At 65.6% G+C, this 9,699-nt stretch carries 10 protein-coding genes; 3 read left to right on the top strand and 7 right to left on the bottom strand.

Features of this window, described 5'->3' with window-relative positions; genetic code table 11:
- Positions 1-163: 163 nt before the first annotated feature.
- The 3 genes from NG1_RS14915 to NG1_RS14905 form a co-directional block, all read right to left on the bottom strand.
- Positions 164-598 (bottom strand): YbaB/EbfC family nucleoid-associated protein, encoded by a 435-nt coding sequence (locus tag NG1_RS14915; protein ID WP_062971176.1) that lies wholly within the window; start codon positions 596-598, stop codon positions 164-166.
- 154 nt (positions 599-752) lie between these two features.
- Entirely contained in the window at positions 753-2,447 is a 1,695-nt protein-coding gene (locus tag NG1_RS14910) for a WXG100 family type VII secretion target (protein ID WP_062971174.1), read from the bottom strand.
- 300 nt (positions 2,448-2,747) lie between these two features.
- Positions 2,748-3,248, bottom strand: coding sequence for a hypothetical protein (locus tag NG1_RS14905; RefSeq protein WP_062971172.1), 501 nt, complete (start codon positions 3,246-3,248; stop codon positions 2,748-2,750).
- A gap of 90 nt (positions 3,249-3,338) precedes the next feature.
- Between NG1_RS14905 and NG1_RS14900 the strand changes: the two genes are divergently transcribed.
- On the top strand, positions 3,339-3,830 hold the full coding sequence (locus NG1_RS14900; protein ID WP_062971170.1) for a winged helix-turn-helix transcriptional regulator: 492 nt from the start codon (positions 3,339-3,341) through the stop codon (positions 3,828-3,830).
- 45 nt (positions 3,831-3,875) lie between these two features.
- Here NG1_RS14900 and NG1_RS14895 read toward each other — a convergent pair whose 3' ends face one another.
- Both NG1_RS14895 and NG1_RS14890 read right to left on the bottom strand, forming a co-directional pair.
- Entirely contained in the window at positions 3,876-4,757 is an 882-nt protein-coding gene (locus NG1_RS14895) for a phosphotransferase enzyme family protein (RefSeq protein ID WP_063910348.1), read from the bottom strand.
- A complete protein-coding gene (locus NG1_RS14890) occupies positions 4,754-6,061 on the bottom strand; it encodes an NsdA family TPR-like regulatory protein (RefSeq protein ID WP_245659905.1) in 1,308 nt (435 codons plus the stop codon). Before NG1_RS14890 ends, NG1_RS14895 begins: the two co-directional genes overlap by 4 nt.
- Before the next feature lie 325 nt (positions 6,062-6,386).
- Between NG1_RS14890 and NG1_RS36690 the strand changes: the two genes are divergently transcribed.
- Entirely contained in the window at positions 6,387-6,668 is a 282-nt protein-coding gene (locus tag NG1_RS36690) for a hypothetical protein (protein WP_157114055.1), read from the top strand.
- Positions 6,665-6,856, top strand: coding sequence for a hypothetical protein (locus NG1_RS14885; RefSeq protein ID WP_062971164.1), 192 nt, complete (start codon positions 6,665-6,667; stop codon positions 6,854-6,856). The genes NG1_RS36690 and NG1_RS14885 overlap by 4 nt, the downstream gene beginning before the upstream one ends.
- Positions 6,857-7,126: 270 nt before the next feature.
- Here NG1_RS14885 and NG1_RS14880 read toward each other — a convergent pair whose 3' ends face one another.
- Both NG1_RS14880 and sdhA read right to left on the bottom strand, forming a co-directional pair.
- Positions 7,127-7,900, bottom strand: coding sequence for a succinate dehydrogenase iron-sulfur subunit (locus NG1_RS14880; protein ID WP_040865018.1), 774 nt, complete (start codon positions 7,898-7,900; stop codon positions 7,127-7,129).
- Complete coding sequence (gene sdhA / locus NG1_RS14875) at positions 7,900-9,699, bottom strand: succinate dehydrogenase flavoprotein subunit (RefSeq protein ID WP_062971162.1); 1,800 nt, start codon at positions 9,697-9,699, stop codon at positions 7,900-7,902. Before sdhA ends, NG1_RS14880 begins: the two co-directional genes overlap by 1 nt.

Below are 9,699 nucleotides of genomic sequence, written 5' to 3'. Positions count from 1 at the left end.
GTGCGCTCGCGTTCGCCGATGCGTATCCGGCAAGCGGCTCCGTGAACCCTACTGCTGCCGGCATCGCACGGCGGCGTCCGAATCCCAGGCCCTTGCGCCGGCGGGGAGTTCCTCTCCGGTTGTCGGCAGGTACGCAGCATCGTCTGCACTACGCGGCCCGGTGCTATCTCGGGGAACCTTCGTCGTCCCTGCGGAAGAAGGCGCGAATCTCGTTGAGGCTGGGGGCACCCGGGGAGATATCGGGCAGGTCGGGCAGGTCGTCGAGGTCGTCGTCGACGGGTGCGGCGAGAGCCTCGGCCTGCTGCTGCGCTCGGCGCGCCGCAGCCCGAGTGGCGTCCACGATCGCCCCGCTCAACTGCTCCGGGGTCTGGCGCATTGCCGCGGCCGTGAGGCGCAGGTCCGTCAGCACGCCTGCGGCGTCCACGGTCACCTCTACCGATTGGTCGGGAGAACTCGCCCGCGTGCGAGCGTTTTCCAGTTCTCGGAACACATCGGCGAGTCTGCCCTGCTGACGTTCGAAGGAGTCGAGGAGATGTTCGAGCTGGTTGCGCATGCCGTTGTTGGCCGAGCGGAGGCCTTCGCGCTCCCATCGATCCATGCCACAACCTTCCGACTCGAAATCTCAGCGGACAGTGCCGACCGCGGACCTCCGAACGTGCCCATAATGATGACCGAGAGGGGCGTGGCAACTTCACCGCTGGTGGGAAGGATGAAGAACCAGACGCCGTCCGCTCGGGCGGCAACGGGTCCCGTCACCGGCCCGGCAAGGTCGCACGCGACATCGTCACCAGCAGCCGACCCAGCACCTTCTGCGGGCCGTTGGCCTCGTCCTCACTCGATTCGACCGCGGCGAATCCCTCGGCCAGCGCCCTGCCCGGAAGGAACAGGCCCTGTTCGAAACAGTTGTCGCCGAGCTGCGCCCGCCATCGCTTGTAGCCGGCGACCACGCGGCTCAGCGTCTCGCCTCGGGGGTCGTTGATCCGCATGTATTCGGTGATGAGCGCCCGTTGCGCCTCCTTGTGTGCCCGGAACCCGCCGGTGAGGTCGATCGCGGCGCCGAGTTCCCGCAGGATCGCGGCATACATCGGTCGCCGTGCAGGACCGGATCGGGTCGTCGCCCGGGAACGGCCCGCCAACATCCGAGGATCGATCACCGCAGTGTGAGCCAGCACGATCCACGGCGCCACCTCTCCCGATGGCTTTGCCGTACTGCGATTCTCGACGGCGGATAGCGATCCCGTCGCATCCCGGATCTCGATTCCGCGCAGTGCGGCCGGCATCCGCGGGAGGACGGTGTCGACCGCATCGGCGATGTCCTGGACCGTCGCCGCGGCGATACCCGCCGCGTCGAATCCGACGATCTCGATGTTGTGCCGAGCGGCCATCTCCCGCGCGATCCGCATGGCCTCGGCATCTGTCGCTCGGCGTGCACGCACGCCCGCGGACTTCGGGGCCTGCTTCTGCTCGCGACGTTTCGGAGCCGGCTCCGGCTTCTTGCCCGCGGGCGGGCGGTCCGGGGTGCGTGGAGGAGATACCCGAGGCGGGGTTTCGTTCGCGGGCGCGCCAGAGGGGCTCGGAGCCTTTGCCCAAGGGGTGCCCGGCCCGCTCCGCGTCCACGGTGTATTCGCCGACGGCTTGCCAGAGTCGTTGGGGCCGCTCGGCGTCGGCTGTGGACCCGTCTGCTTCCCCGTGGGTGTATTCGCCTGCGCTCCCTGTCGCTCTGTGCCGATACCGGGCGTCGTCGGCGATCCGGTCTCGGCTGCCGGGGGATGGTCGCCGGATTCGTCCTCGGGTGATTCGGTTTCTGGGGAACTGCTCGTCGAATCGTCCTGCTGTCCGGATTCCGGAGGTTGCTGGCCCGACTCCGTGGGCTGCTGTCCGGACGCTGCGGACTGCTGGCCGGATGCTGCGGACTGCTGGCCGGATGCGAGGGGTTGCTGTGTATCGATACTGCCGCGGTCGGTCGGGGCGTCCGGCTGCGGACGGGCGGATTCTCCGTTCGCCGGGCGATCGGGCGTGCCCGGCGGCCGTGCGGAATCGTTTGTGTGGCTCAGGGGTTCGCTGGTCGTCGCCTGCGGAATGGGTTCTGCCGGCCGGTTCCGGCTCGGTGCGTTCGGGTACGGGATGCCATCGTCGGCCGAGTTTCGGATGTTCTGCCGCCCGTAGTGGTCCCCGTCCTCGAACGCATCGGCCGCATGCTTCATCGCGGAACTCATCGCCCGAATGTCCGCGACGAGGTCGTCGAACCCCTCCAGCGTACGGTCGGCACCGGGTTTGTAGGTGTGTGCGAACGTCTCGCCGGCTTCGTCGTCACCCCAGAACTCACCCTCGTCGGCGAGTGCCGCCTTCAGTTCGTTCGCCACCCGTTCGGCGTCTTCGGCCGCCTGCCCTAACTCCGCCGCCGATTCGCGCAGCTGGGCCGGGTCGACCGACAGTGATTCGGCCACGCAACCCCCTGGGTCGATATCAGACGGCCCGGCCGTCTTCGGCTGCTGAACGGGACGTCGCGCATCGGCGAACCGCCACGCGCCAGGCCGACCCGAGCCGAAGCATAAGCGACGCGCGCTGATGTTCCCGCCGTCGGGAACGAGGTGGCTGCTTGCCTCGGCGTTCACGCCTCCCGCTGCGCGGGACGCCTTCGAACGTCGTTCAGGAGTCGAGGCGTCGGCACAAGCCGCCAGCCTCCAGGAGTGGCACATGGCTGTGGCAAATGCCGAGTAGCGCTCTCGCTGGTGTGCCACTCGTCGTCATCGCGGAGTGCGATCGCGTTCGAGTCGGCTGGCCGTGATTCGTTTGGCGGCCAGTGCGGAGGCTTGGTCGAGGTCGCCGTGGGTCAACCTGGTCAGGATGTCTTTCAAGGTTTTGATCTGGCCGGAACCGCCCCAGTGTCCTTCGGGAATCTCGGTGGGGAAGACCCAGACGCGGCTGGGGTCACGCGGCCACGCGCCGTTTTCGGCGTCGAGGACGGCCTCGGTGATCTCCCGGACGACACCGGCCCGTTGGATGGCGTCGAGCTGTCCCTCCGGCACGGACGGCACCACTTTGTACCGCGGAGCTTTCGCGGGCGCGCCGCCGACGAACACGGCGGCGGGCCGGTGCAGAAAGGCCCACGACACGGAGCGTGTGATCGGATCCGACGGGTCGAAACCCTCGTGGCGGATGAGGATCTCGGTGATTCGGTTGAGCAGCGCTGCTTCGCGCTCGGGGGTGAGGGTTCCCTCGGGGATGTAGACATCGAGCATGGGCATGCCGGCCTCCTGGATTTAGTTATGAAACTCAGATGGCGGCACCGTATGACCCTGGATATAAAATGTCAACTCAGGCGGTATCGTGGTCGTATGACGTCCCCACCGCGCATCGACCCCGTCAACTGCTCAGTGGCACGTGCGCTGTCGGTGATCGGCGAACGATGGTCGCTACTGATCGTGCGGGAGGCGCTCGACGGCGCTCGACGGTTCAGCGAGTTCCGCGACCGTTTGGGTATCGCCAGCAATCTGCTCTCGGCCCGCCTCGACAGCCTCGTCGAAGCGGATGTGCTGGAGAAGATCCCCTATCGCGAAAAGGGGGCCCGCCAGCGCTACGAGTACCGCCTCACCCAGCGCGGTATGGATCTGCGACCGACCTTGATCGCCCTACTCGAATGGGGCGACAAATATCTGGCAGATCCGCAGGGCCCGTCGGTGGTGGTCCGCCACCAGACCGAAGGCGGCGAAGTATGCCAGGAGCCGGTCCGAATCGTCCTCGAATGCGCCGGCGGCCATACCCATTTGCCGCCCTCGGCGATTCGCCGCACACCCGGACCTGGGGCGCGTTTCGTGAACCCAGCTTGAGTGCAAATAAGGGCCAATCTGGATTTCCAGCTCTATCGGCTCCGGTTATAGCGCCTCCCACCGCCATGGCCGCGTTACCTTTCCGCGCAGGCACGCGATCCGATGCTCGGCCTGTTGTGCAGCTGACCTGCTAGCTCCGGCTTGCCCTATGGCAAAGCCCGCCCACCGAAGTTCCTGGATGTCGGCGAAGAGTCGGAAGGTCGGCCATGTCGTGACGTCGTAGCCGCCATAGGCGTGCACGAAAGACAGGTAATCGGCTTCGGAGACTCGTGCGAAGTCCGCGTAATCGACGGCGAGTTGAATGAGATCCCATTCCGGTCGGCCAAGCGACACCTTGTCCAGATCCAGCACCGTAGGAATGCCCGTGGGTGGCACGACCAGGTTGCCCTGCCAGGCATCGCCATGAATCACCGCGGGTCGCGGGGGCTCCGGTAGCTCATCATATCGCCGCCGTAGCTCGTCGTAGCGCATCAGCAGCCATGTCCGGTCATCTTCGTTCACCGTGTCCGCAGTCGCCAACCGCATGCGAAGATCACCGAATGGGGCATATCTCGGCAAGCCGGGGTCGGTCGGTGGCGTCAACGAATGGAGAGCTCGCAGCATGGCTCCGAGTTCGGCGGGTGTAGCCGGCCGATGGTCGGGGATCAGATGCCACCAGGTGACAGGTCGGTCGTCCACCAGAATCGGCTGAGCCAGTTCCGATACCGCCTTGACTGTGGGAATGTCAGAACTGTTCAGCCATTGCGACACACGCAATTCCCGCTCGGCATCGTTCAGGCTGCCGGGCTCTCCGATCCGTGCCACGACGTCGCCAGCCCGGTAAATCGCATGGGATCCTGCGCGGATCATTTCTTGGTCAGTCAGTTCGAGGTCGGCTCGTCGAGCGGCTTCCGCCAGTATCGCCTCGGATGACGTTGCTGCGGTCATAACGCTGCTTTCGCCCCAGATCGGCGGGTGATGACTTCGCGCAGTGCCACGACGTCGCTCATTCGCCGGTGACGTGACGAAGCAGCGGCCAATCGTTGAAGTTCGTTCTGGATACGATGGGAATCGAGCCGGCTGGCCTGCGTGGCTGCGCGAATCCCAAGGACAGCTGCTTCCTTCGGATCGCCGATCTGCATAGTCAGGGTAGCCAGGCGCGTGAGCGAAAAGGTCTGCGAACGAGGGTATTCCGCAGCCTGGAGATCAACGGCTCGCCGAATTCTCGAGGCCGCCAACTCGATGCGGTGCCGCCTCTGTGCGATTGGGATCAGGGCCTTGCCGGTGCTGCCAAAGTGTTCCGCCTCGTCGTAGAAGCACAGCCATGGGGCGTCGGTGGCGGGATTGCGCTCAGCAAATTGCTCATCGGCGCGTGCAACCTCGGAGAGCGCTTCGTCCGGTTGTTCCATAGCAGCCAAGTATTGGGCTCGCAGGGCACTCAGCATGGCGCGGGTGGTGGCGGACAGCCGGTCGGACCGCACCTGGGCCAGTTCGATGAGCGACAATCCGCCATCAGCGTTACCAATATATGCCGTCTTGCGTGCCATATCGGCGAGCGCGCTGGCGCGAAGCTCCCAGGATCCGGCAGTGTCGGCGCACCATAGGGCGAGCCGGAATCTCCGCTCAGCCGCCGTGTAATCGCCGATATCGAAAGCGGCGTACCCAGCGACGCTGGCGAAGTTGCCGATCGCTTCGAGCAGGGCCCGGCGGGTGCCAGGCGACGCCTTTCCATCGAGTAACCGCACGAAGCGGCCGAGTTGTCTGCCCGCGACAAGGCTGATCGAGCCGCCGCCACGCCGGTTCTCCACCGATGCGATTGTGCGCGTGGCTGTTTGGATGTCGATGACCTCGGTAGTGCCGACACGGCTGATCGGCTTGTCGTCTGTGCTCGGGCCGAAAAAGTGGGCAGGACCGACGTTTGGATCGAAAGGGCTGAGCAGGTTGATCGCGAGCGTGCCGTCCGACATTGCCGACGCTTTGCGGCGTTGACGATTCGGTACGAAGCCCAGTTCACGATCGGTGGCGTGCAGGATGGCGCGGAAGGCTTCGCGGTAGAGATCGTTGGGCCAGCGGACAGTGCCGCGCTCGTAGCGTGCGATGGTGCGGGCATCTAGTTCGCGCCGCTGACCGTGCTGTCGCCAGATGTAGGCATTGACGGCTTCTGCCAGCTCGGCGCGGCTCATCGTCTGACCAGATGTCATCTGCGACGGTGTGGCTTCCCGTCGCTGCTGGAGTTGCACGTTCGGTTGCATGCGTCCCCTCATCGGTATCGGTCGGTTCAGTCTATCCAGCGGCGCCGACGCTGGGTCGCGGCCGAATTATCTGCCCCGTAACTTGCCCTCTTTCGGAAGCGCTGCGTGCATGAGGCTGGAACCACGGCTCCGATGTCCGGGGCTGTCATGCAAAACGTAATCAGTCGGGGGAGTCGATGAGACTACTTGAATCCGTCCGAGGTGCTCTCGGCGCGGCGCGCCTTACTGACAACGGTATGCGAGCGGTCTTTTGAAAAGGTTCAGCGTCGTTCGGCTCTACCCACGGTAGTAGACCACAATGCCCACATAATACCCGAGGTCAGTCATGCACCCATTTGTCCCTATTTTGGTCGTCACGATCCTCGCCACTGTCGCCGCCTTTTGTCTGGGTTTACGTTACCTCGAACGAGAGGATCAACCCTCTGCTGCAATGGAACGAATTCCGGACGTCTTTCCTCGTGTTTCCGTCGCGGAAGCGCACCGGATCATGCAGCAGTATCGCGATTGCCCGGCCGAAACCTGTGACATCAAGCGGCTTGCCTACTGGACTTTGGTTGACGCCGGACACATCACGCCGTCGCTGCGGGCGGAACGGATCGCCCGATGACCATCACCTCGGCCGACGCCGAACAGTGGCGCCATTTTCATCGCAACTGTTTCGTGGAGGGCGCTTTTCGTTCCCTCGATGAGGCCAGGTTCGTCCTCAATGCTCATTCGGGGGACGGCCCGAACTGCCTGCAATACCTCGCCGCAGCGGCGTACAGCAGCGGCCTTGCGGACGAGGCGCTGGCATGACCCGCATCGGTTGGCTGCGCTGGGATGACGGGACCTGGGCTGCGGTCGACGAGTACGGAATCCCGCATCCGATCGGTGCCGACGACTCGGAAGCTGTCGACGACTGCGACGCAACAGCGGATTGCCTGCCACTTCGAGTGCTAGCAGAAGATGAGTGCCGACAGTCTCCGGCGAACGAGCGGCCGTGACGAATGTGGTCCGCTCCAGGAGATACGAAGGCCGCCTTCACCGGGTGGTGAAAGCGGCCTTCGTTTACGACCAGCCGAGAAATCAGCGGGTGAAGAGCAACGCTCGCTTGACTTCTTGGATGGCCTTGGTGACCTCGATGCCGCGCGGGCAGGCGTCGGTGCAGTTGAAGGTGGTGCGGCAGCGCCAGACGCCTTCGACGTCGTTGAGGATGTCGAGGCGTTCGCGGGCGCCTTCGTCGCGGCTGTCGAAGATGAAGCGGTGGGCGTTCACGATCGCGGCCGGGCCGAAGTAGCTGCCGTCGCTCCAGTACACGGGGCAGGAGGTGGTGCAGCAGGCGCACAGGATGCACTTGGTGGTGTCGTCGAACCGGGCCCGGTCGGCCTGGCTCTGGATGCGCTCGCGGGTGGGTTCGTTACCCGAGGTCATCAGGTAGGGCTTCACGGCGCGGAACGCGTCGAAGAACGGTTCCATGTTCACCACGAGGTCCTTCTCCACGGGCAGGCCGCGGATCGGCTCGACGGTGACGGTGATCGACTTGTCGCCCTTGGGCAGCATGTCCTTCATCAGCACCTTGCAGGCCAGCCGGTTGACGCCGTTGATCCGCATGGCATCAGAACCGCAGACGCCGTGCGCGCAGGAACGCCGGAAGGTGAGCGTGCCGTCCAGGTAGGACTTGATGTAGGTCAGCACGTTCAGGAAACGGTCGGTCGGCAGGACCGGCACCTGGAAGGACTCCCAGTGCGCGCCCTTATCGTCCTCCGGGTTGAACCGGGCCACCTTGACGGTGATCATCACCGAGCCCTCGGGGACCGGAGCGGGCTTCTGCGAAGAGGGTGCTTCGGCAACAGCAGTCATCAGTACTTACGCTCCATCGGCTCGTAACGGGTCTGCACCACCGGCTTGAAGTCCAGGCGGATGTCCGACAGGAGATCCGAGCCCTCCTTGTAGGCCATCGTGTGACGCATGAAGTTCACGTCGTCGCGGTCCGGGTAGTCCTCGCGAGCGTGGCCACCGCGCGATTCCTTGCGGTTGAGCGCACCGACCACGGTGACCTCGGCCAGCTCGAGCAGGAAGCCGAGCTCGACGGCCTCGAGCAGGTCGCTGTTGTAGCGCTTGCCCTTGTCCTGCACGGTGATCCGCGCGTAGCGCTCCTTGAGTGCGTGGATGTCGGTGAGCGCCTGCTTGAGCGTGTCCTCGGTGCGGAACACCGAGGCGTTGTTGTCCATCGACCGCTGCAGCTCGGTGCGGATGTCGGCCACCCGCTCGTCGCCGTGCTCGCTCAGCAGCTGGGCCAGCCAGTCCTGCACCATCTGCGCCGGGTTCTCCGGCATCTCGGCGAACTCGCTGCGCTGCGCGTACTCCGCGGCGGCGATGCCCGCGCGACGGCCGAACACGTTGATGTCCAGCAGCGAGTTGGTGCCCAGGCGGTTGGCGCCGTGCACCGAGACGCACGCGCACTCACCCGCGGCGTAGAGGCCGGGGACGACGTCGCTGTTGTTGCGCAGCACCTCGCCGCGGATGCGGGTCGGGATGCCGCCCATCACGTAGTGGCAGGTCGGGAACACCGGCACCAGTTCCTTCACCGGGTCCACACCCAGGTAGGTGCGGGAGAACTCGGTGATGTCGGGCAGCTTCTCCTCGAGCACGTCCTCGCCGAGGTGGGTCACGTCGATGTAGACGTAGTCCTTGTTCGGTCCCGCGCCGCGGCCCTCCAGCACCTCCAGCACCATCGAGCGGGCGACGATGTCGCGCGGCGCGAGGTCCTTGATGGTGGGGGCGTAGCGCTCCATGAACCGCTCGCCGTCGGCGTTGCGCAGGATGCCGCCCTCGCCGCGGACGGCCTCGGAGATCAGGATGCCGAGCCCGGCCAGACCCGTCGGGTGGAACTGGTGGAACTCCATGTCCTCCAGCGGCAGGCCCTTGCGGAACACGATCGCCATGCCGTCGCCGGTCAGGGTGTGCGCGTTGGAGGTGGTCTTGTACATCCGGCCCGAGCCGCCGGTGGCGAACACGATCGACTTGGCGTGGAAGACGTGCAGTTCGCCGGTGGCCAGCTCGTAGGCGACCACACCGGTCGCGACGGGGCCCCGATCGCTGTCGGTCAGCACCAGGTCCAGCACGTAGAACTCGTTGAAGAACTCCACGTCGTGCTTGACGCAGTTCTGGTACAGCGTCTGCAGGATCATGTGACCGGTGCGGTCGGCGGCGTAGCACGCGCGGCGGACCGGGGCCTTGCCGTGGTCGCGGGTGTGCCCGCCGAAGCGCCGCTGGTCGATCTTGCCCTCGGGCGTCCGGTTGAACGGCAGGCCCATCTTCTCCAGGTCGAGCACCGCGTCGATGGCCTCCTTGGCCATGATCTCCGCGGCGTCCTGGTCGACCAGGTAGTCACCACCCTTGACGGTGTCGAAGGTGTGCCATTCCCAGTTGTCCTCTTCGACGTTGGCCAGCGCGGCGCACATGCCGCCCTGGGCCGCGCCGGTGTGGCTGCGGGTCGGGTACAGCTTGGTCAGCACCGCCGTCCGAGCACGCGGGCCGGCCTCGATCGCGGCGCGCATGCCGGCGCCGCCCGCGCCGACGATGACGACGTCGTAGCGGTGCTCCTGGACAGGACGAGATTCCCCGGTCCCAGTGGTTCGTTCGCTGCGCTCACTCAT

It is taken from the genome of Nocardia gamkensis NBRC 108242, assembly GCF_001612985.1.
GTDB lineage: Bacteria > Actinomycetota > Actinomycetes > Mycobacteriales > Mycobacteriaceae > Nocardia > Nocardia gamkensis.
This window is presented reverse-complemented; position numbering and strand designations above follow the sequence as displayed.

Bases quoted from the DNA above. Each gene is read 5' to 3' on its own strand.
- NG1_RS14915 (WP_062971176.1), bottom strand. From the start codon at position 598: ATGGATCGATGGGAGCGCGAAGGCCTCCGCTCGGCCAACAACGGCATG.
- NG1_RS14905 (WP_062971172.1), bottom strand. From the start codon at position 3,248: ATGCCCATGCTCGATGTCTACATCCCCGAGGGAACCCTCACCCCCGAG.
- NG1_RS14900 (WP_062971170.1), top strand. From the start codon at position 3,339: ATGACGTCCCCACCGCGCATCGACCCCGTCAACTGCTCAGTGGCACGT.
- NG1_RS14895 (WP_063910348.1), bottom strand. From the start codon at position 4,757: ATGACCGCAGCAACGTCATCCGAGGCGATACTGGCGGAAGCCGCTCGA.
- NG1_RS14890 (WP_245659905.1), bottom strand. From the start codon at position 6,061: ATGCAACCGAACGTGCAACTCCAGCAGCGACGGGAAGCCACACCGTCG.
- NG1_RS36690 (WP_157114055.1), top strand. From the start codon at position 6,387: ATGCACCCATTTGTCCCTATTTTGGTCGTCACGATCCTCGCCACTGTC.
- NG1_RS14885 (WP_062971164.1), top strand. From the start codon at position 6,665: ATGACCATCACCTCGGCCGACGCCGAACAGTGGCGCCATTTTCATCGC.
- NG1_RS14880 (WP_040865018.1), bottom strand. From the start codon at position 7,900: ATGACTGCTGTTGCCGAAGCACCCTCTTCGCAGAAGCCCGCTCCGGTC.
- sdhA (WP_062971162.1), bottom strand. From the start codon at position 9,699: ATGAGTGAGCGCAGCGAACGAACCACTGGGACCGGGGAATCTCGTCCT.